This window comes from Aeromonas sp. QDB39, assembly GCF_027707585.1.
Lineage (GTDB): Bacteria > Pseudomonadota > Gammaproteobacteria > Enterobacterales > Aeromonadaceae > Aeromonas > Aeromonas hydrophila.
Map to the genome: position 1 here is coordinate 60,113 of NZ_JAPCIV010000027.1, position 20,953 is coordinate 81,065.

General features: G+C 60.5%; 19 protein-coding genes, 1 pseudogene and 1 riboswitch. Of the genes and pseudogenes, 11 read left to right on the forward strand and 9 right to left on the reverse strand.

The window, feature by feature from the left end:
* Positions 1–141 precede the first annotated feature (141 nt).
* From PG899_RS16450 to PG899_RS16460, 3 genes are all read right to left on the reverse strand, one after another.
* The gene (locus PG899_RS16450; protein WP_179101497.1) at positions 142–771 is read right to left on the reverse strand and encodes a glutathione S-transferase family protein; all 630 of its coding nucleotides are present in this window, start codon (positions 769–771) and stop codon (positions 142–144) included.
* Between the two features lie 108 nt (positions 772–879).
* On the reverse strand, positions 880–2,148 hold the full coding sequence (locus tag PG899_RS16455) for an O-acetylhomoserine aminocarboxypropyltransferase/cysteine synthase family protein (RefSeq protein ID WP_077097561.1): 1,269 nt from the start codon (positions 2,146–2,148) through the stop codon (positions 880–882).
* 156 nt (positions 2,149–2,304) lie between these two features.
* Positions 2,305–2,481 carry a hypothetical protein gene (locus tag PG899_RS16460; RefSeq protein ID WP_077097563.1) on the reverse strand — a complete coding sequence of 59 codons (177 nt, stop codon included), beginning with the start codon at positions 2,479–2,481 and terminating at the stop codon, positions 2,305–2,307.
* A 100-nt stretch (positions 2,482–2,581) separates the two neighbouring features.
* Between PG899_RS16460 and sgrR the strand changes: the two genes are divergently transcribed.
* The 3 genes from sgrR to PG899_RS16475 are packed head-to-tail and all read left to right on the forward strand — an operon-like array spanning position 2,582 to position 5,491.
* Positions 2,582–4,315 carry an HTH-type transcriptional regulator SgrR gene (gene sgrR / locus PG899_RS16465; RefSeq protein WP_179101493.1) on the forward strand — a complete coding sequence of 578 codons (1,734 nt, stop codon included), beginning with the start codon at positions 2,582–2,584 and terminating at the stop codon, positions 4,313–4,315.
* A gap of 35 nt (positions 4,316–4,350) precedes the next feature.
* The gene (locus PG899_RS16470; protein WP_039215100.1) at positions 4,351–4,746 is read left to right on the forward strand and encodes an acyl-CoA thioesterase; all 396 of its coding nucleotides are present in this window, start codon (positions 4,351–4,353) and stop codon (positions 4,744–4,746) included.
* Between the two features lie 31 nt (positions 4,747–4,777).
* Entirely contained in the window at positions 4,778–5,491 is a 714-nt protein-coding gene (locus PG899_RS16475) for a hypothetical protein (protein WP_077097567.1), read from the forward strand.
* A 50-nt stretch (positions 5,492–5,541) separates the two neighbouring features.
* On the opposite strand, the gene PG899_RS16480 is transcribed toward PG899_RS16475, so the two are convergent.
* Entirely contained in the window at positions 5,542–6,297 is a 756-nt protein-coding gene (locus PG899_RS16480; RefSeq protein WP_077097569.1) for a lipase secretion chaperone, read from the reverse strand.
* Positions 6,294–7,205 (reverse strand): lipase family alpha/beta hydrolase, encoded by a 912-nt coding sequence (locus PG899_RS16485; RefSeq protein ID WP_179101494.1) that lies wholly within the window; start codon positions 7,203–7,205, stop codon positions 6,294–6,296. The genes PG899_RS16480 and PG899_RS16485 overlap by 4 nt, the downstream gene beginning before the upstream one ends.
* 290 nt (positions 7,206–7,495) lie before the next feature.
* Here PG899_RS16485 and PG899_RS16490 point away from each other — a divergent pair, with 290 nt between their 5' ends.
* Both PG899_RS16490 and PG899_RS16495 read left to right on the forward strand, forming a co-directional pair.
* Positions 7,496–7,921 carry a hypothetical protein gene (locus tag PG899_RS16490; protein WP_043125593.1) on the forward strand — a complete coding sequence of 142 codons (426 nt, stop codon included), beginning with the start codon at positions 7,496–7,498 and terminating at the stop codon, positions 7,919–7,921.
* A gap of 21 nt (positions 7,922–7,942) precedes the next feature.
* Entirely contained in the window at positions 7,943–8,557 is a 615-nt protein-coding gene (locus PG899_RS16495; RefSeq protein ID WP_077097573.1) for a superoxide dismutase, read from the forward strand.
* Positions 8,558–8,610: 53 nt separating this feature from the next.
* On the opposite strand, the gene PG899_RS16500 is transcribed toward PG899_RS16495, so the two are convergent.
* The 3 genes from PG899_RS16500 to PG899_RS16510 form a co-directional block, all read right to left on the reverse strand.
* Complete coding sequence (locus PG899_RS16500; RefSeq protein WP_179101495.1) at positions 8,611–9,573, reverse strand: SanA/YdcF family protein; 963 nt, start codon at positions 9,571–9,573, stop codon at positions 8,611–8,613.
* A 211-nt stretch (positions 9,574–9,784) separates the two neighbouring features.
* Entirely contained in the window at positions 9,785–12,532 is a 2,748-nt protein-coding gene (locus PG899_RS16505; RefSeq protein WP_077097575.1) for a collagenase, read from the reverse strand.
* A 491-nt stretch (positions 12,533–13,023) separates the two neighbouring features.
* Positions 13,024–13,347 (reverse strand): fimbrial protein, encoded by a 324-nt coding sequence (locus tag PG899_RS16510; RefSeq protein WP_179101496.1) that lies wholly within the window; start codon positions 13,345–13,347, stop codon positions 13,024–13,026.
* Positions 13,348–13,440: 93 nt separating this feature from the next.
* A riboswitch (cyclic di-GMP riboswitch) is annotated at positions 13,441–13,526 on the reverse strand.
* Between the two features lie 1,028 nt (positions 13,527–14,554).
* Here PG899_RS16510 and PG899_RS16515 point away from each other — a divergent pair.
* The 6 genes from PG899_RS16515 to PG899_RS16540 all read left to right on the forward strand — a co-directional run bounded on the left by PG899_RS16515 (position 14,555) and on the right by PG899_RS16540 (position 20,506).
* Positions 14,555–15,097 (forward strand): fimbrial protein, encoded by a 543-nt coding sequence (locus tag PG899_RS16515; RefSeq protein WP_011704492.1) that lies wholly within the window; start codon positions 14,555–14,557, stop codon positions 15,095–15,097.
* A 99-nt stretch (positions 15,098–15,196) separates the two neighbouring features.
* Positions 15,197–15,586, forward strand: coding sequence for a hypothetical protein (locus tag PG899_RS16520; protein WP_016349292.1), 390 nt, complete (start codon positions 15,197–15,199; stop codon positions 15,584–15,586).
* Positions 15,587–15,653: 67 nt separating this feature from the next.
* Complete coding sequence (locus PG899_RS16525) at positions 15,654–18,188, forward strand: fimbria/pilus outer membrane usher protein (protein WP_077096675.1); 2,535 nt, start codon at positions 15,654–15,656, stop codon at positions 18,186–18,188.
* A gap of 10 nt (positions 18,189–18,198) precedes the next feature.
* Positions 18,199–18,930 (forward strand): fimbrial biogenesis chaperone, encoded by a 732-nt coding sequence (locus PG899_RS16530; protein ID WP_077096674.1) that lies wholly within the window; start codon positions 18,199–18,201, stop codon positions 18,928–18,930.
* Positions 18,931–18,932: 2 nt separating this feature from the next.
* Positions 18,933–19,958, forward strand: a complete 1,026-nt coding sequence (locus PG899_RS16535) for a fimbrial protein (protein ID WP_077096673.1) — start codon at positions 18,933–18,935, stop codon at positions 19,956–19,958.
* Positions 19,959–19,966: 8 nt separating this feature from the next.
* The gene (locus tag PG899_RS16540) at positions 19,967–20,506 is read left to right on the forward strand and encodes a fimbrial protein (protein ID WP_077096672.1); all 540 of its coding nucleotides are present in this window, start codon (positions 19,967–19,969) and stop codon (positions 20,504–20,506) included.
* Positions 20,507–20,508: 2 nt separating this feature from the next.
* Here PG899_RS16540 and PG899_RS16545 read toward each other — a convergent pair.
* A pseudogene (locus PG899_RS16545) lies at positions 20,509–20,877 on the reverse strand (winged helix-turn-helix domain-containing protein); the annotation flags it as partial.
* Positions 20,878–20,953 lie beyond the last annotated feature (76 nt).

Genomic DNA, 20,953 nt, shown 5'->3' on the forward strand with positions numbered 1-20,953 from the left:
CTGAGGCCCCTGGCCAAGAGGCGATCCGGACAATAAGTGCAGCCAGGATCCTGTCCCACGCGCTCTGATCATCTGGCTGTCGAGCAGAAAAAAACGCCCCGATCTCGGGGCGTTTTGCATGGTGTCGCCAGGCGCGGCCGTTTATCCGGCGCTGCGGTCCAGCTCGCGCTCCAGCGCCGCTGCCTTCTGGCGGGCCGGATGGGTGTTGAGTCGCTGCCAGTAGGCCTGCAGATGCGGGAACTGGGCCAGCTGGCCGCTTTGCGCCAGCAGATCCACCAGGAAGGAGTTCAGGATGTCGGCGCCGGTGAGGCGATCGGCCACCAGATAGCGGCGGCTTGCCAGTACCTCATCGAGGTAGCCCAGCACCTTGGCGCACTCGGCCTTGGCGTAGTCCGGCAGGAAGCGCATCGGGCTGCCGTCCTTGCGCACGAACATGTCGAGCAGCAGCGGCAGAATGCCGGAGCTCTCGGCGAAGTGGAGCCACTGCAGGTATTCGGCATAGTCCGGGCTGTCGGTGGCCGGGGCCAGCCGTTCCGGGGCGTGGCGGGCGATCAGGTATTCGGTGATGGCGCCCGACTCCGCCAGTACCCGGCCGTCGAACTCGATGACCGGCGACTTGCCGAGGGGGTGGATGGCCTTGAGCTCGGGCGGTGCCAGAAAGGTGGTGGCATCGCGCTGATAGGCTTTGATCTCATAGGGCAGGCCCAGCTCTTCAAGCAGCCAGATGATGCGTTGGGAGCGGGATTTGTTCAGGTGGTGCAGGACTATCATGGAAACCTCGACGCAGTGACGGAAGGCGGTGATACGCAGCGGCGCGGTGGCGGGTTCACCGCTGGCCAAAAAAGAGCGGGCTGGATGCCCGCTCCTGCGTTGACTGACTCAGGCCTCCAGCGCCTGATCCAGATCCGCCAGTATGTCCTCGATGGCCTCGATCCCCACCGACAGCCGGATCATCTCAGGTTTCACCCCGGCCTTGGCCTGCTCTTCCTCGCTCAACTGGCGATGGGTGGTGGAGGCGGGGTGGCAGGCCAGCGACTTGGCGTCGCCGATGTTGACCAGCCGCTTGAAGATCTTGAGCGCATCGTAGAAGCGCACGCCCGCTTCGTAGCCGTCCTTCAGGCCGAAGGAGAGGATAGCCGAGGGGCGGCCGGCCATGTATTTCTCCGCCAGCAGGTAGTGGGGGTGACCCGGCAGACCGGCGTAGCTGACCCAGGCCACCTTGGGGTGATGCTTGAGGTGATGGGCCACCCGCAGGGCGTTGTCCACGTGGCGCTCCATGCGCAGGCTCAGGGTCTCCAGCCCCTGCAGCAGCAGGAAGGCGTTCATTGGCGCCAGCGCCGCGCCGGTATTGCGCAGCGGCACGGTGCGCACCCGCCCGATGAAGGCGGCCGGGCCAAAGGCCTCGGTATAGACCACCCCGTGATATGAAGGTTCGGGTTTGGTGAGTTGGGGGAAGCGCTCGGCGTGATCCGCCCAAGGGAACTTGCCCGAGTCGACGATGACGCCCCCCAGTGAGTTGCCGTGGCCGCCGACATATTTGGTCAGGCTGTGCACCACGATGTCGGCGCCGTGTTCGATGGGTTTGCACAGCACCGGGGTGGCGACCGTGTTGTCGACGATGAGCGGCACGCCGCGGGCGTGGGCCACCTTGGCGAAGGCCGCCAGATCGACGATGTTGCCGGCCGGGTTGCCGATGCTCTCGCAGTAGACCGCCTTGGTGTTGTCGTCGATGAGGGCGGCGATGGCCTCGGCGCTGTCATCCTTGGCGAAGCGCACCTCGACCCCGAAGCTCGGCAGCATGTGGGCGAACAGGGTGTAGGTGCCGCCATAGAGCTGGGGGGTGGAGACGATGTTGTCGCCGGCGGCGGTCAGCGCCTGGATGGCGTAGGTGATGGCGGCGGAACCCGCCGAGACCACCAGGCCGGCGATGCCCCCTTCCAGCGCGGCCATCCGCTGCTCCAGCACATCGTTGGTGGGGTTCATGATGCGGGTGTAGATGTTGCCTGGCACCGCCAGATTGAACAGATCCGCCCCGTGCTGGGCGCTCTCGAACTCGTAGGCCACCGTCTGGTAGATGGGTATGGCAACGGCCTTGGTGGTGGGGTCGCTGGCAAAGCCGTGGTGCAGGGCCAGGGTCGCATCTTTCATCACACACTCCTTGTTGGATGTTGCTGGGTAGCAGTTATAGATGGATAGACGTCCAATCTATCAGGCCCAGCGCCGATGTAAACCACCCAATCCGGCAAAGCAATTGCGCCCGCTGGCGAACTGCGCCCCTCCTTGTGCGATCCGGGAGAAGGGGGCTCAGAGGCGGCGGCGATACTCCCGATCGTCGATCTGGTTCATATCCCACTGCATCAGGCGGTTTAGCTGGCTCATGGGAGCCTCGATCAGGGTCAGCGGCCTGGGCAGGATCCGCTTGAAGTAACGGCGCAGGATCTGCTGGATCCGGTTCGGTTTGATGGGGTTGGCGTGGCTCATGATGGTGCTCCTCTGCTGTGGTTCTCACGTTCGCCAGCAGTATTGAGCTAAAATGCGGAAGTAAAAACTGATGACTTTCAGCAACAGGATTTCCTCTTTTATGCCTACCAGCCGCCTTTACCAGCAATTCCAACGGCTCGCCCAGCAGCTTGGCTGCGACGAGCGGGAGATCAGCCTCGCCGAGGTGGCGGATCTGCTCTGCTGTACCCCGCGCAACGCCCGCCTGCTGCTGCGCCGCATGCAGGATCAGGGTTGGCTCGGCTGGGCGGCGGAGGCCGGGCGGGGGCGGCGCTCCCGGCTCACCCTGCTCGACAACCAGGAGAGCCTGACCCGGCGCCGGCTGCGGGATCTGCTCAGCCAGGGCCAGCTGGCGCAGGCGGTGCGGCTGGCCGAAGATCGCCTCGATCTGCTCACTCCGCTGCTGATCGAGCAGCTCGGCCAGGCCACCCGGGAAGGGCGCCAGATCCTGCGGGTGCCCTACTACCGGCCGCTGCCGCGCCTGCTGCCCACCGGCCCGCTGCGCCGCTCCGAAATCCATCTGAGCCGCCAGATCTTCAACGGCCTGACCCGGCGAAATGAGGAAAATGGGGAAATCGAGGGGGATCTGGCCCACCACTGGGAGTGTCTGGGCCCCTGTCACTGGCGCTTCTACCTGAGGCCGGCGGTGCGTTTTCACCACGGCCGCGAGCTGGTGGTGGAGGACGTGGTGGAGAGCCTGCTGGTCTTGCGCGATCGCCCGCTGTTCGCCCATCTGGCGCGGCTGGAGAGTCCCTGGCCGCGCACCCTGGATCTTCATCTCGACAGCCCGGATCCTCTGCTGCCCCAGCTGCTGGCCGAGCCGGTGGCGGCCATCCTGCCGCGCGAGCTCAAGGGGGAGGCGGGTTTTGCCCTGCAACCGGTAGGCACAGGTCCTTACCGGGTGACCGCCAACGATCCGCTGCAGCTGTGCCTCGAGGCATTCGACGACTACTTCGGCCTGCGCGCCCTGCTCGACGAGATCGACATCTGGATGCTGCCGGAGCTGGCGGAGCGGCTGGAGAGTCACCTGCAACTGGGGCGCGACAGCCCCGAGCTCGGCACCATGCGCGGCGAGTCGGAGCTGGAATCCGGCTGCTACTTCCTGCTGCAGGACGACAGATCCGCCCCCTTGCAGGATCCCGCCCTGCGCCAGTGGCTGGCCGGCCTGCTCAACCCCATTGCCCTGATGGCGCGGGTCGCCCCCGAGCTGCAGCGAGGCTGGACCAGCGCACTTGGCCTCTTGCCCCACTGGCGCGAGGCGCAGCCGGCCCCGCTGCCGACGCCGAAACAGCTGCCGCGCCAGCTGGTGCTGGCCTGCTTCAACCAGCACCTGGAATTCAACGAGTGTGCCAACGCCATGAGCAGCCTGCTGGCAGAGCAGGGGATCCGGCTCGAGGTGCGCACCCTGGATTACGGCCGCTGGGTGAGCGGGGCGGACGAGGACGTGGATCTCTGGCTCGGCACTCTCAACCTGGAGCACGAACATGCCTTCGCCCCCTACGCCTGGTTGCAGGGCACCCCGCTGCTGCGCAAGGTGTGGGGCAGTCAGCAGCGTCTGTGGCAGGGGCTGACGCAGTGGCGTGCCAGCGGTGAGGAGCCGGGGCCGCGCGCCTTGCTGGCAAGCGTGCAGCAGCAGGGCTGGTTCGTACCGCTGTTTCACCACTGGCTGGAGCTGGAGAGCCGGGTCGGCGTGCACGGGGTGCGGATGACGGCGCTCGGCTGGTTCGATTTTCGCAGCGCCTGGCTGCGTCCGGAGCTGGCCGTCGGCGCCGGCGATACGACGGGGGAGCTTGAGTCCAAAGGCGGGCCGCGTTAGCCTGAGCGCGGTCCAACGACAAGGAGTCGATATCCATGCTGGAAATGCAGATCCAACCCCGTTTTCAAGAGACAGATGCCCTCGGCCACATCAACAACACGGTGCCGGCGGTCTGGTTTGAATCGGCCCGCGACCCGCTGTTTCGCATCTTCTCCCCCGAGCTGGATGTGCACAACTGGCATCTGATCATCGCGGGCTACACGGTGCAGTTCAAACGGGAGCTGTTCTACGGCCAGCAGGTATTGATCAAAACCGGGGTCCGCCGGATCGGCTCCAGCTCCTTCACGCTCTGGCAGGAAGCCTGGCAGGGGGACGAGCTGGCGGTGACCGCCGAAACCACCCTGATCCATTTTGACTACCAGTCCCGCCAGTCCATCCCCCTGAGCGAGCGCCACCGGGAGGGGCTACGGGCCTGGCTGATAGAAAGCTAACCTTGGCCCACCGGCCAATCACAGGACACTTATGCGCAATACCGTGATCGCCCTGAGCCTCGGCTTGGGACTGGGGCTCTGCTCCCTGCCTTCCGTGGCGGCCTCCCTCGCCGAGCAGTTCTCCCTGATGGAAAAGGGGGCCGAGAGCGCCCTCGATACCCGTCTGTTCAGCCACGACGGCGTCGACATCAAGGCCTGGGTGGATGGCGCTCCCGTCATCATCGCCGTGCCCATCATGAACGAGCAGGGCAAGCTGGAAGGGGAGAGCCGCTACTACTTCAAGGGCGGCAAGCTTTTCGGGGTGAAGGAGCCCGCCGCCCAGTTCGCCTTTGACGACGGCGGCAAGCTGACCCAGTGGCTGGACGAGAAGGGCCAGCCCGCCGAGTTCGTCAGCAAGATGAGCATGCAGCAGCGGGAAGTCTGGCTCACCAAACGGGCGGCCGAGCTGGGCAAACTGTTTGCCCAGAGCCCGGCCGAACAGAAGGCGGCCAAGGGGGGCGTCAAGCTCAAGGGAGCGGAGCTCGCCCACTGGCTCTGCAACGGCAAGCTGATGGCACTGGCCGGGGGTGACAAGGTGACCTTCGAGCAGGCCAAGCTCAAGACCCGTGCCGAGGGCATCGAGGGGGAAGTCTCCCTGCGCCAGGAGAAGGGGTGGCAGGATCTGAGCCTCAAGTGCGAGGTGCAGGGAACCCAGGTGACCCGCCTCACCTGGCAGCCGCTGCCGGGCGCCAACAAGCCGCTGTAAGCACGGTTTCAGCATGAAGCGAGGGGGCCCAGATATGGACCCCCTTTTATTTATTGTGGTGACGACTCGCCCAGCCTGAGCCGGGTGAGGGCTTCCACCCGTCGCCACTGGTCGGGCTCGAACCAGCGCGCCAGGATCTCCGGCTGCTGTTCGGCCCGGCGCTCGTCGGGCAGGGGCTTGAGTTCGGCCAGATAGCCGGCCAGCTGTTGCTCGAATCCCTGCTGACTCTCCGCCAGCAGGTGCAGCCGGTCCGCCGCCTCCGGCCCCAGTTGCTCGCGCAGCACGGCGTCCCGCTCGGTCGCGGGCAGCCGCTCCAGACTCTGCAGGTCGCCGAGCAGGCGGCTGTTGGCCTCCGCCTCCCGAAACCACTGGGGCTGCTCCGCCAGCCAGAGCTCGAGCTCGCTCGCCAGCAGCGGCTTGTCGGCATCGCCAGCCTCCGCCAGCGCCTTGCGGCGCAGGGTCCACTGCTCCATCAGCCGATCTTCGGCAAACAGCTGCTCCTGCTCGGCCGGGGTGAAGCTCTGCTGGCGCAACTGCTCGCGCTCGTCGAACAGCACCTGCAGGCTGGCCAGACCCGGATCGGTCGGTACCGTCAGGCTGCCTTCGGCGGCGAGAAAGGCTTCATAGCGGGCCTGCAGCGAGTTCTCATCGGGCGAGGAGGCCGCCTGCCGGGCCTGGGTGGAGCTCGGCCCTGCCTCTTGCGCCGGGGGAGCGGCTGGGGTGGAGTTCAGGGCGGACCACAGCTGCCAGCCCCCCAGCAGAAGGGCCGCTCCCAGCGGAGCGGCTATCAGCCATGCCTTGCTCATAGCCCCAGTCTCTGCAGGCGGTTGGCGTGCTGGCGATAGAGGCTGACCGGGTCGGTCTCAAACAGGTGGCGAATGCCGAACGACTGGTTCACCTCGTCCAAGTGGTTCATCCGGTAGTCGGTGCCGATCACCTTGCCGAGGTGGCTGCTGCACACCCCGACCAGGCCGTCGTTGTGCTCCTTGAAGAAGCTGCCGGTCAGCGCCAGCGCCGGATCCACCGGATCCAGGATGTTGGTCATGGTGCCGCGTCCGCTCCAGGAGAAGTAGTAGACACCATTGGCGGCCTGCATGGGCCCTTCGCCACAGTACTGGCTGGGCAGCCCCTCGGGGTAGCGCTGGTTGAAGCGCTGGGCGCCGGCGCTGGTGAGTGCGTCGAGGGCGGCGAGGGGATCCTGCGGCAGCTGGCTGCCCCCGGAGAGCAGCGAGATGACCCCGGACAGGGCGGAGGCGGCGGCCACCGCCAGCTTCTCGGCCACCGAGCCCGGTGCCACGTTGGCGCGCACCAGATCGGCGATCTCCGAGCCGTAGTTGACCCCGCCCACGCTGGTGGCGGAGGCGACCAGCTCGGGGGCGACCGAGGCGACGTAGCGAATGGTGGGGCCGCCGTGGGAGTGGCCGATGAGGTTTACCTTCTCCGCCCCCGTGATGGCCAGCACCTGCTGCACCTGCCTGAGCAGCTGCTCACCGCGCAGTTCCGAGCTCTGGGTGGCGGAGACCTGAGCCACATAGACCCTGGCGCCATCCCGGGTCAGCGCCTGGGGGATGCCGTAGAAGTAGTCGACCCCGAGCAGCTTGTCGAAGCCGAACAGACCGTGCACCAGCACTATGGGGTAGCGGGTCTGGGTATAACCTGCCGCCTGGCCCAGCATGGGCAGGGCGCACAGCAGCACCAATAGCCATTTTTTCATCTTGTCCATCCTTGTGAATAAGGTTGCCGCAGCGGCAACCACTGGCCTCATGCCAGTACCAACCAGCATGACGGAGCGGGACGTTTGCATCTGTGCAAATGATCACCAAACAGACAGATTCAAAAAAGCCCTACCCATATGGGCAGGGCTGTTGGCGGTGCCGGCACAACTATCCCTTGTGTTCGCCGCTTACATAAGTTAAATAATAATTATTATCATTTGTGGTGTTAAGGATCATGGCGGCGAGCTGGGTAAGAGGATGGGTGGGGACGGAGGAGAGCGACAGCAGCATGGTGCACTGGAAGGTGCAGACCATGAGCGGCAATCGCCACTTCGATGCCGGTGAACACGGCAAGGCGCTCTCCTGCTATCAGCAGGCGCTGTGGCTGGCCCGCCAGCAGTTTGCCGGCTGGCCCGACGTGGACGAGGCGGTCGCTGCGCTGGTGGTGGCCCACCACAATCTGGCGGATCTGCTGGTCGCCATGGCGCGGCCGGAGCGCGCTGCCGACCTGTTGTGCCACATCCACGACTGCCTGCTCGCCACCAGCCAGTCGCCGGCCAGCCCCGATCCTCTGCGGGATGCGGCCTTGCGCCATACCCGCAGTACCCATGCCGAGCTGCTCGCCTTCCTGCGCAAACACGGCAACCACGACGGCATCCGCCGCTGCCTCGGTCAGTGCCTGTGCCAGACCGGGTCCGCCCGCCAACTGCATTAATCACAATAAACAGAGGTGACCATGAGCCATACCCTGCCAGCCCTTGCCTATGCCTATGACGCGCTGGAACCCCACATCGATGCGCTGACCATGGAGATCCATCACAGCCGTCACCATCAGGCCTATATCAACAACCTCAATGCCGCCCTGGCCGATCTCCCCGAGCTGGCGGTGCTGCCGGTGGAGGAGCTGCTTGCCCGTTTCGACAGCCTGCCTGGCAAGGTGCAGGGGGCGGTGCGCAATCACGGCGGCGGTCACGCCAACCACAGCCTGTTCTGGCAGGTGATGAGTCCGCAGGGCGGTGGTGAGCCAGCCGGCGAGCTGGCTGCGGCGATCGAGCGGGATCTGGGCGGACTGGAGGTCTTCAAACAGGCCTTTACCCAGGCGGCGCTGAGCCGTTTTGGCAGCGGTTGGGCCTGGCTGGTGGTCGATCGGAGCGGCAAGCTGCAGGTAGTGAGCAGCGCCAACCAGGACAGCCCCCTGCAGGATGGGCTGGTGCCCATTTTGGGGCTGGATGTGTGGGAACACGCCTATTACCTGAAGTACCAGAACAAGCGTCCCGACTACATAGCCGCGTTTTACAAGGTGATCGACTGGGACGAGGTGGCGCGGCGTTACGTGGCGGCGCTGGCCTGATCGCCGGAAATACCGAGCCCAATGAAAGAGACCCGCCTGTTGGCGGGTCTCTGCTATTGAGGGGTCGGCGCGCTGCTGGTTGCTGCCGCTGCGCTGGCGGCAGCCGGATTATCCACGGGCGTTGCCTCGCTCGGCACGGCTGCGCTGGTGGTCTGGGCACTGCTGGTTGGTGTTGCCGCACTGGCGGCAGCCGGGTTATCCACGGGCGTTGACTCGCTCGGTGCAGCTGCGCTGGTTGCCGCCGCCGCACTGGTGGCGGTGGCAGCGCTCACTGCCGCTGCCGGTTTGGCCTTCGGCTTATGAGGGGGCGGTGCAATGGGCAGGCAGGGCTGGCTCGCCCCTATGGTGCTCAACGCCTGGCAGGGGACCGGGCCGCCGATGACGATGGGCTCGCCGAGGAACTTGGGACCCTTGTCCAGCACGTAGAGGTCGAGCAGCCCCATCAGGCGGGCGAACACCTCGCGCACCCGGGTCTTGATGCCCTGATAGGCGCTGGGGTCCACGGCGTTGAAGCCGACCGCCTCGATGCCGAAATGGCGGGCGATGAAGATGGCGCGCTCGTTGTGAAAGGCCTGCGAGACCACGGTGAAGTGGGCCTGACCGAACACCTCCTTGGCTCGCACGATGGAGTCCAGGGTCCGAAAGCCGGCGTAGTCGCTGTAGATGGCGTTGGCCGGGATGCCGGCCTGGATCAGGGCCCGCCGCATCTGGCGCGGCTCGTTGTACTGCACGGTGGCGTTGTCGCCGGAGACCAGGATGTAGTCCACCTTGCCGTTGTTGTAGAGCTCGGCGGCGGCCTTGATCCGGTACTTGAAGTAGTGGTTCGGGCTGCCGCCAATCAGGTATTTGGAGGTGCCGAGCACCAGGGCGACCCGGTTGTAGGGCACCGCATTGACGTCGTCGTAGGTGTAGTGACGGGCGTCCGAGACGGTCCACTCGCTGTAGCCCAGCAGTGTGGCGACGGAGGCCAGCAACAGGCAGAGGCAGGCGAGCAGGATCTTGGCAAACTTCTTCATGCGCGGTGCGGTTCGGGTCTGAAGTAAGAGGTGACAGAGGGTCATTCTATTACAAGTTGCCGCCGTACGTCAGGCTTGATGACCGCCCAAGACGTCACTCGGGCAGAGGTTGTCGCAGGGAGAGGTCGGCTAACTGCTTGATCCTGAGCCGATTAAAATCGTTCATAAGCAGGGGCGGCCATGGCCGCCCCTTGTCATAGCCGTCTCGTCCTCAGTGGGAGGAGTCGTTGGCCTTGCACTCGTCGGAGTCCTTGTTGGCTTCCCACCAGGGCAGCAGCTCGCGGCCGAGCCACTGCTGGTAGGCCTCGCTGTCATTGGCAATCAGCTGGTCCAGCTCGGCTTCGAAGGCGCTCATGGCCTGCTGCTGATCCGGGTTGCGCAGGGCCTGGGCCATGGCCAGCCAGCTGGCGCCGCGACCGGTCTCGTTCAGGAAGCGGTGCACCGTGTAGGACCAGGAGTAGACCATCTCGCCACCCTTGTCGTAATCCAGGTGCAGGATGTCGGCCAGGGCCGGACGGTCGCTGGCCGGGCGGCCGGCGACGTTGTCCAGACCGCGGGCGAAGCACTGGCCGTGGGCGATGAACTCGGCCAGCCCTTCCGACCACCAGGTGGTGCGGTTGAGCGGGTAGTGGCCGAAGCTGCCGTATTGGTTGAAGCGGCCGTCCAGGTAGTGCACGTACTCGTGGCGCAGGTTCCACACCTGGAACGCTGGGCGCTTCCACTCCGCCTCGTAGGCGAAGAAGCGGGCCTGGTTGCCGGGGCGAGCCGGATCCCCTTCAAGGTAGATGCCACCGTTGTCGGTGGAGACGCCGCCGAACAGGGCACTGCCGTAGCGTTTCCAGTCGTCGGAGGAGTTGAAGACCACCAGTTCCAGCGCCTCGTTGTGATCATCCGCCACCGGCTGCCAGCCGGTTTCCATCTGCTGGTGGAACTGCTGCTCTTCGGCCCCCAGTTCACGGCAGATCCCCTCGGCCTGATCCATGGTCAGATCCTGGGCCCGCAGGCGCAGGGTCGGCGAGCAGGTGTGCTCGAACGGCAGCACGTCCTCCACCCGGACGGGGGTGCAGAGTCCGGCGAAGTCACCGCTGATGCAGGCTTCGCTGGTGCGGTCCGTGTAGGTCAGGTAGTAGGTGGAGAGGGTCAGCGACATGTCTTCCAGCAGATCCTGACTCTGCTGGCCGCCGGGGATCAGGTCGTGGTGGCGAACCAGTGCGATGACGGAGTCATCCAGCAGCTTGCGGTAGCCGTCGAGCTCGTCCGGGCGGGTATAGCGGGCGACCCGGTAGAGGCGGGTGTAAGCATCCAGCACGTTGTTGAGCAGGAACAGATCGGCGCCATCCCGTCCCTTCCACAACGCGAGCTCGCTTATGCCGAGGGCGTGCAGCTGCTTGCGCAGCTCGCCGTCCTGTTGGCGGAAGTCGTTGGCGAAGGGATCGCTGTAGTCGCTGGCGAAGTCGAGGAAGTTGAGCAGATCGAACAGACCGGTCGCCCAGGCGTGCTGGCCGTTGATCTCGCTGGCATGGCGGGTGCTGTAGGCCAGCATCTGGTTGAACTCGCCGAGCAGGGTACCAAAGCGGCCCTGCACTGCCGGGCTCTTGAACTGGCCGTGCAGGGCGATGCTCCAGGCACCCATGACGGCGCCTACCTCGTCGCTGGCCTGCTCCGGGAAGAGCAGCGGATGGGCACCCAGCGCCGTCAATGCCTCGGCCAGCGCCTCGGCTGCGGCCGGGCCGTCTTCCTTGTGCTTGCCGTAGTTGTGGTAGTTGTGGGCACGCACGTATTCCAGCAGCAGCTTCATGGCCGGATGGGCCGGCTGATTGGCCGCCAGCAGGCTCTGGATGCCGCGCGACACGGCCAGCAGCTTGGTGTCATCGTGACCATAGTTCTCCTGCCAGACCGGTGCGGGCTGGCCACTGGCATCCTGCACTATCTTGGCCGCTTCGGCGTCCAGCATCTCGGTGCCCGGCAGATCCGGCTCGGAGCAGGCGCGGCCGTCGGCACGGCGACAGTCGAGTTGCTCTTCCTTGCTGGCCAGCACGATGGGGCGATTGAGCACCCGGTTCTCCTGCCACTCGGTTGTTTCCGGCAGGGTCTGCCATTCGCTGCCCCCCACCGGGTATTGATAGCCGGTGTCCTTCAAGACCACCTGCACCTCGCTGCCGGCGGGCAGGGTCTGGCGGCACACCCGGTAGCTGATGGTCTTGTCCCCTTCCTGACGGGTCTGGGGTTCATCGCACTCCTGCTGGGTCTTGGCCTGTTCCAGCAACCAGGTGTACTGGCGCCAGACGTACAGCTCGCTCACCTGCTTGGCGGCCTGGCTGCCCGCGATGGGCTGCAGGCGGAAGAAGATCTGCTCGAGGCGGCCATCCCGTTCATTGGGAGTCTCTTCCAGCACCTTCAACTGCTGCCAGTTTTGCGGCAGGTACTGCCATGCCTGCTCGGCGCAGCGGCCTTCGGCGTTGAGCTCGCAGCGATCCAGCTCCTGCTCGCTGTGACCCAGGATGACCCGCTCCGCCAGCGGCAGACGATCCTGACGCGGCGCGGTCGGGGTGCCTGCCAGTGGCTCCCAGCGGCCCTGCTTCATGCCGTAGCCAAAGTCATAGCTGCTGGCCGGGACAGCCTTGCCAGCCGGCACCACCTCTTCACAGCTGAGGTAGCGGATCTGCCAGCCCTGCTCGATCTTGAGCTGCGGCTCGCCGCACTGCTGCTCTGCCAGTGCGGCCAGGTTGGCATCGCTCCAGTCGAAGCGGCGATACACCCTCAGCTGCTGATAGGGGGCACTGCCGCTGCGGGCGCTCAGCTCGTAGGTCACTTCGGTGAGACGATCCCCCAGCTGACGGCTGGATTCACCTTTGAGTTGATACTGTTGCCAGTCGGAGGGGGAGTAGTTGGCCAGCGCCGAAGTGGCAAACAGGCCCGGTGCTGCCAGCAGCAGCAACCTGGTACCCAGATTGTTCATTTTTATCCCTTTGTTTGATTGTCTGCGTGATTGACGCGTGCAATCTAGTCAGCCCCAAAAGGATATCAACCCACCAATCAGGCCATATAAATCATTCATTTAGATTAAATCAAAATAAAGCGAGCCCCATTGGGGGCCTTGTTGATAGCAAGGACTCATCTGCCATCTGGGGGGGATCTCAGTCTGAGGCCAGCAACTGTGATCAAAGTCTCGTTTGAGGTTCTTTTGCCAAGCGGGAATGCGACAGTAGCAAGCTGGAGATCAAGCAGGGAAAGTGCTGGTCTACCTGCGTAGAAAGCAGGGGTCATAGTGAGAAGCCGCCGGGCGGCAGTTGGCATGGCAACCAAGGAAAACAGAAGGGGGGTTGGTGGATGGAGAACCGTGATTAACGATGGCAGCCTAAGTGAGGCTGTGGTGGCTCATCCTGCAAAAGGCGAACAGATCCGCCCGAGGTAATGAACAACCCCGGGCAGATGGCAGGAACAATCCGATCAGAGGTAGCTGACGGTGACGATGGCCATGTTGCTGCTGCCGGCAGACAGCTTGTACTGCATGGTGCTGCTGATGGTATTGAGGCTGCCGGCTTGCTGCAGGGTGGCCAGATCCATGGTCTGGCGCTGAGTGCCGGAATAGCAGGTCACGCTGTTGTCGGCGAAGTCGCAGGGGGCTTCATAGATGGTACCGGTGAAGGTGATGGTGCCGTCGGCAGCGGAGGCAGTGGCAGGCAGCAAGGCAGCACCCAGCAGCATGGCTGCGGCGGCAGAAGAAGCGAAACGGATGGCGCTGTTGCGAATGGAAGCGGTAGAAGTGTTCATTTTTATGTCCTTTTCGTCACATGTCGTTGTACGAAAAGGGCAACGCAATCAAAGAGAATGACACAGATACAACTGATGACATCGCTCTTCTCAGATGGCAGCTCCGCTGTCTTAGGTTATGAACCCTTAGACCGGTGGCTTTGCGTCCCGACCTTTCGACCGGTTTGCCCTTTACTCTATGTTTAGATGATAACACCCCACTTTGAGAAATCAATCGCCATAAAAAAGTATGGGATATCAGTCACAAATAAAATTTTATATATGACCGTGACAGGAAATATATGGTCTGGCCCATATTAGGCGGTATATATCCAATCTTGTTCATCACTATTGGCTACTGGTTTTCGACGAAGCCTTATTCTGTGGTGAAAATACATGGCTGGCATCTGGTGAATTAAAACCAGGGTCACACAGGAAGGTGGCAAGAGCAGAGATATCAACTTTCCTCCATGCCTAATGGGTTAAAATGATTACCTGATTACCTGATTACCTGATTACCTGATTACCTGATTACCTGATTACCTGATTACCTGATTACCTGATTACCTGATTACCTGATTACCTGATTACCTGATTACCTGATTACCTGATTACCTGATTACCTGATTACCTGATTACCTGATTACCTGGCTATATGGGTGAGCCGTTTTGACTATTGCTTTATAGGTATTTTTAGAATCACCTAAAATACTGCTCAAACATTATTTTGTTGTGTTTTTGTTAATGTTTGTTAAGTGATTAAAAATATCCGATTTCAAATTATGCAATGGGTGTTTGCTATATGAGCTTTATTTATTTCATGGCGTTCGCCAATGTTCCGGTTTGATTTTAAGTGATTGTTTTATAGGTGTTTATAACTGAATTTATAAAAATCAAAATGTATTTGATGTGCATCATATGAGTCGTTAATTTGTCCATCAAGCAAAAGCGGAACACGGTTTTCTGCACAGACGACAAGGATGTATGTAGTTGTGCAGATGAGGTGTAGCGGGAACTGCCCCTGATGCGGTGTGCTGCTTTTGCTTATTTAAATAGACCTTAAAAGGCACAGCTGATTATTGGCATGACCCCTCACCGGCTTAATGAGAGGTTGGGCACCAGCAGTTGCTGTGCAGTATATCGCGGCATCACTGAAGATCGTGACTCCAGCATGATTGGAGTGATGCAGTACAACACACGTTAATCACGTTAATGTAGGTATAAACGAATGAAAGCTAACAAGATTCTGGTTGCTATGGGTGTTGGTTCCATGTTGCTGTGCGGCTCCGCTGTTGCTGCCGGTGGCGCTGGTTCAGGCAAAGTCACCTTCAATGGTGAAATCATCAACGCTCCTTGCTCCGTTGCTCCTGAGTCTGTTGACCAGGTAGTTGAAATGGGTCAGATCAGCACCAAAGAGCTGGCCAGCGGTGGCGAGTCCAACTCCAAGCCGTTCAGCATCAAGCTGCTGAACTGTGAAATCTCCGACAAGGAAGATGCCGTCAAGGTAACCTTCAGCGGTGCCAAAGACCCGGTAGATTCCAGCCTGCTGGTTATCGGTGGTGGTGACGCCGCTGGTGCCGGTATCAAGATGACCGCTCCGGGTGGTGCCCCGATCGTACTGGGTACTCCGACTGCCGCCTTCGGCCTGGTCAACGGTGACAACGAGCTGCCCTTCAGCGCCGTGCTGAAAGGTTATGCCGATCAGACCGCCAACCCGCTGAAAGCCGGCGCTTTCACTGCAGTGACCAACTTTACTCTCTCCTACGAGTAATAGAGTGCTTTAACGTGTGACCAGGGTTGTGGTGGTGCGAGCCACCACAACCTCACACATTCTGTCTCCTCACATCGAACCTTGATCATGAAAACTTCAATGATGGCAGCCATGGTGCTGCAGCTGGTGATGATGGCGGGGTCAGTCCACGCCAATGAACTCACGGATGGACTGGCCGAATCGGGCTGTACGCTGGAGGTGCTGCGCAGCATTCCGCTGCAGGCTCAGCAACCGGGCACACTGAAAATCAGCGGCTGTCAGGTTGAAGGGGCGACGGAGGCATCACTGCCTTTTATTTCCATGTCTGTGCGCGGTGCCATGAGCGATGAGCTGGGCATTCTCAACAACGGCCAATATCACAAGGTATCCGGCGAACGCTTTATTGTTTCGGATATCGTCAACAGTGATCTGGAATTCAATTTGGGGCTCACCAGTAGTCAGCTGTTTTTTCCGGACAGTACGACACTGTTTGAACTCAATTATATGTAAGCAAGCCAATTGCTTAGTGTAGATACCTCATTACGTGAGACCGTTATGCAATTCCTAGAGTGAAAATATGAGCGTTTCAACATCAAACTCTGTGAGAAAAAAACATTATTCAAAAATGGTTTTCATGCTATGCGTGCCCGGCCTGATGGCGGTGGCAAATCACGCATTGGCAGAAACGGAGTTTAATATTGATGCACTCGATCTGGACGAACGGACCAAGATCGACCTCTCCCAGTTTGCCGACGAAGGTTACATCCTGCCCGGCGACTACTACCTCGAGATCGAGGTCAACAAAAACAAGCTGCCCCTGCAGAAGATCCCTTTCTACGAGACTGACACCGGCAAGGGAAAGGGTGGGGTGGCCTGCCTGCCGCAAGAGGTGATCCCCAAGCTGGCGCTGACCGACGAGGCCATCGCCAAGATCGATACCTGGCACGATGGCCAGTGTGCCAACCTGCTGGCGCTGGACGGCGTGGTGATCGCGAACGACATAGGTAACGGCTTGCTGCGCATCGCCGTGCCCCAGGCGTGGATGAAGTACAGCGATCCCAACTGGATTCCGCCCGAACAGTGGGATGAAGGGATCCCGGGGATGATGCTGGATTACAACATCAACGCCCAGGTCAACGAAGGGGATGGTTACTCCAACCGCAACATCAGCAGCTACGGTACGCTGGGGTTCAACTATGGCGCCTGGCGCCTGCGGGGCGACTATCAGGCCAGCTCTTACTGGGGCGACAATGAACGGACATCGACCGAGCTGAACCGTATCTATGCCTATCGCCCCTTGACCGATATGGCTGCCAAGCTGACGGTGGGCGAGCAGCAGCTCAACTCCCAGCTGATCGACGGCTTCCGTTATACCGGCGTCAACCTGGCCAATGACGAGCGCATGTTGCCGCCAAGTCTGCAGGGCTATGCGCCGGAAGTGAGCGGCATCGCCAAGACCAACGCCAAGGTCACCATCTCCCAGTCCGGCCGGATCATCTATGAGACCAACGTGCCGGCCGGTCCGTTTCGCATCCAGGGGCTGGACAGTTCGGTGCGCGGTCGTCTCGACGTGCGGGTGGAGGAGCAGGATGGCAGTGTCAGCTCGTTCCAGGTAGACACCGCGACCGTCCCCTATCTGACCCGTCCCGGTTACGTCCGATACAACCTGGCGGTGGGTGCGCCTTCCGAACAGACGGATTCGGTGCACGATGTGCACGGCCCTGCCTTTGTGACCGGTGATTTCTCCTGGGGGGTGGCCAACTCCTGGTCGCTGTACGGTGGCAGCCTGGTTGCGGGTGAATACAACTCCATGGGGCTCGGTATCGGTCGCGATCTCTATGCCTTCGGTGCCATCTCGGCCGACCTGACCCAGTCCATCGCCAAGCTGCCGGGCCTTTCCACCAAGATTGGCCAGTCGGTGCGGGTGAACTACGCCAAGCAGTTTGATGAATACAACAGCTCGATCACCTTCGCCGGTTATCGCTTCTCCCAGCACAACTTCATGACCATGTCGCAGTTCCTGAGCAACAAGGATCGGCTGGAGAACAACACCACGACCTCGAGCGATGACTACAACACCTGGGGTGACAAGGAGCTCTATACCATCACCGCCAACAAGACCTTCTGGGCGGAAGATGCGGCCAAGGCGCTGACTGTCTATCTGGACTACACCCACAGAACCTATTGGGATCACGAGGCAGAGGATCGCTACGGCCTCTCCATCAACAAGAACGTGAACATCGGCAGCTTCAAGGATGTCTCCGTCTATGTGTCGGCCTACAAGACCAAGACCGAGAACTACGAGGATGACAAGAGTGTCATGCTGACCCTGAGCATGCCGATCGGGGACAGAAAGAGCGCGGGATACAGCGTGCAGTCCTCCAATGGCAAGGTCACCCATCTGGCCACCTATCAGGATTACAGCCGGCCCGATGATACCTATCAGCTGGGGGCGGGCGTGCAAAGCAACGGCCACGCCGTGGCGCGGGGTTACTACAACCATAACAGCGACATCGGGGCGGTCAGCCTCAATGCCTACAGCGTGCAGAGCGAATACACCTCGGTCGGGGCCAGCCTGCGTGGCGGTCTGACGGCGACCCAGCACGGTGCGGCCCTGCACCAGGCGACCCGTCGTGGCGGTACCCGCATGATGGTGGATACCGACAAGACCTCCGGCGTCTCCTTCAACAATGGCCGCGCCGTGACCAACCGCTTTGGCGTCGCGGTGATCAGTGACATGACCGACTATCGCAAGAGCGATACCCGGGTGGACGTGGATCAGCTGGGCGACGACATCGATGCGATGAACGCCATCAAGCAGGGGACCCTGACCGAGGGCGCAATTGGGTATAATGCCTTCGAAATCGCCGAAGGGTTTAAGCTGCTGGCCAACGTCAAACTGCCTGATGGCTCAGTGCCGCCGTTTGGCGCCACCGTCGTCAAGGATTCCGGCCGGGTGCTCTCGGTGGTGGATGAAGATGGCCTGGTCTATCTGACCGGGGTGAAACCGAATGAAGCGTTTGAACTCTCATGGGGCGGGGCCCGCCAGTGCAAGATAGTGGCACCGCAACAAGTAACCGATCTGTCGATGAAGACTCTCACTTGCAAGTAATGGGATACCGATGAAAAAGCTGCTCTCTTATACCTGTCTGGCCGTGCTGGGCATGACCTCGCTCAACGTCAGCGCTGCCATCGTGCTGGACCGTACTCGTGTCGTCTATCCGGGCGGTGCCAAGTCCATCAGCCTCAACATCAAGAACGAGAACCAGAAGCTGCCCTACCTGGCGCAGGCCTGGATTGAAGATGCCCAGGGCCAGAAGATCGCGTCTCCCTTCGTGGTGCTGCCGCCGGTACAGCGGGTGGATGCCAACCAGAAGTCCATCGTGCGTATCGCCAGCGTGCCGGCCATCGACAGCCTGCCCAAGGATCGCGAATCCATCTACTACTTCAACCTGCGCGAGATCCCGCCCAAGAGCGAGAAGAGCAACGTGATGCAGATTGCCGTGCAGTCCAAGATCAAGCTGTTCTACCGCCCCGAGGCCATCCTGCCCGAGCGCGGCGCCATCTGGCAGGATCAGGTGCTGATCACCAAGCAGGGCAAGGCCCTCAAGGTCAACAACCCGACTCCTTACTACATCACCTACGTGGGCCTCGGCCATCCACAGGGCAAGGAGCGGACCACCATCAAGGGTTTCTCCGCCTTTATGGTTGCCCCCAAGTCAGAGCAGACGGTCACCATCCCGGAAACCCTGGGCAATGAATTTGTGATCAGCTACGTCAATGACTACGGCGGATATATGGATATCAAATACCAGTGCACAGGCAATGCCTGTAAAGCTGTGAAGGAGAGATAAAGATGATATTGCGTACCGGTGTACTCGGTATCATGTTCTTGTCCATGCCGGCATTGGCTATCAATGGTGAAGTCAGGGCTGCTACAAAAACTTATGATATTGAGCTTAAAAAGGAAGACATCGTTAACGAGGTAGGTGCAAGAAAAGAGTTTAAGTGGGATTTGAATGGTACTTACCCTGGTACGGCATTCTGTCCAGATCGGGATATTATCGATCAACCTATTTATTACAAGGCAGTAATGAGTGCAGGGTTACCCAGCGTTGGTGGTGGATTTGTCAAGTTAAACGAATTTTTGGATCTCAAGGTTGATATCTGGATTGAAGGTGATCGTCGGGCATATGTTACTGCCCCTTTTACTGAAGAATCCAATTTGGGTAGGTTTACCTGCTACAAGAGAAAGGGCTCTGCAGATTTCGGTTTTAGAAGTGGTAGCAAGGGAATTGTGACGTTTCGCGTTCGTAAACCCATCATCAATGGCGTACAAATCGACGACCATGAAATAGTCGAGATGTTTGGTCGTCTGGGCAGAACGGATTCCGGATTCAATAACGAGGTCATGTCCAGAATCGTTATCAAGTCCTCAGTGTTGTATGTGCCAGAAAAATGCACCATCAACGGAGGGCAGACGATTGAGGTCGAGTTTGGTGACTTGCCTGGTTCCGGGCTGGATGGCAACAACTTTGAAAAAACGGTACCACTTAATTTCGTCTGCAGTGGTGGTGTATTTGACAAAGGGTCATCACTGAAAATAAATCTCGCCATTTCTGGTAAACCCACATCATTTAGCCAGAGTTATCTCAGAACCACTCGAGATGGATATAAAGGTGGTGACGTTATCAAGGATCTTGGTATCAAATTCAAACAACTGGATGGCTCGACACTGAATCTGAATGACTGGTATCCAGTTTCCATGCAGGGGAATATCGGTGACTGGGGTTTTATTGCCGCCCCGATAAGCCCTGCTGGCGCAGAAGTTGCTGCGGGTGATTTCTATGCAACCGGCACTATTGTTGCCTCATTCCAGTAGGAGTCGATATGTTGCGCTTAGGCTGTTTGGGGTTGTTGATTGTTCCGTTGTGGGTCAGTGCTGCTGCCGATGACCTTGAACTGCTTGGAGGGGATCTTCATCTCCATGGCCGTATCATCGATCAACCCTGTGTAATTGCCCCCGAGTCGCTCGATCAGGCGGTGGACATGGGAGTGGTCGATGTCAGGGAGCTTTATGCCAACGGGACCGGGGTTCAGGTCCCCTTTGTCATCCGGCTGACCAACTGCAAGTCGGGTATCTTCCGCATGGCCAAGGTGACCTTTACCGGTTCGCAGGACGCTCAGCTCAGTGGCGGTCTGGCATTTTCGGCAGGCTCCGCCAAGGGGGCCGGCATCCGCCTGTATGACGTGACCCAGTCCCCCTTGACGCTGGGAACTCCCTCCCGTGGTTATCTGCTGGGCGGCACGACGGAGAATGAACTGCAATTCTCTGCCCGGGTGGAAGGGCACCCGGACGCGCTGGCGGCCAAGAATATCCAGCCCGGTGACTATACCGCCGTGGCCAATTTCATCGTGGCTTATGAATAAACTCAGAGGTCGTTGCGCTGGACGACCTTTGAATTGCCGAGGCTGGGCCAGGTGATGACGCCACCCAGATAATTGGAGAGGTAAATGCCGCCCGGCAGCTGAATAAATTGTGCCGTTTGTTTGGGGGGCGTCAGCGCCGCCACCAGGGTTGCCACCATGCCATTGCTGGTCAGCGCCTGCTGATCAATGAAATTGACGATGGTATTTTTGACCTCGACCGAAATATCGCCGTCATCCCGCTCTATATCTCCGACAGAATCCAGATTGAACAGTGTCTGAGCCTTGTCGTCAGTCGCAATAACGGTCGCCACCACAATTTCTCTGTTCATGGTGACAATGAACTTGCTCTTTCTGGTCATCTCCACCCAGTCTGACTCTTATACACAAATAGCGGTCTGAACGGAACTTTTCCCGTTTTCCAGGATCTGATCTTCCATGTGACTCCCA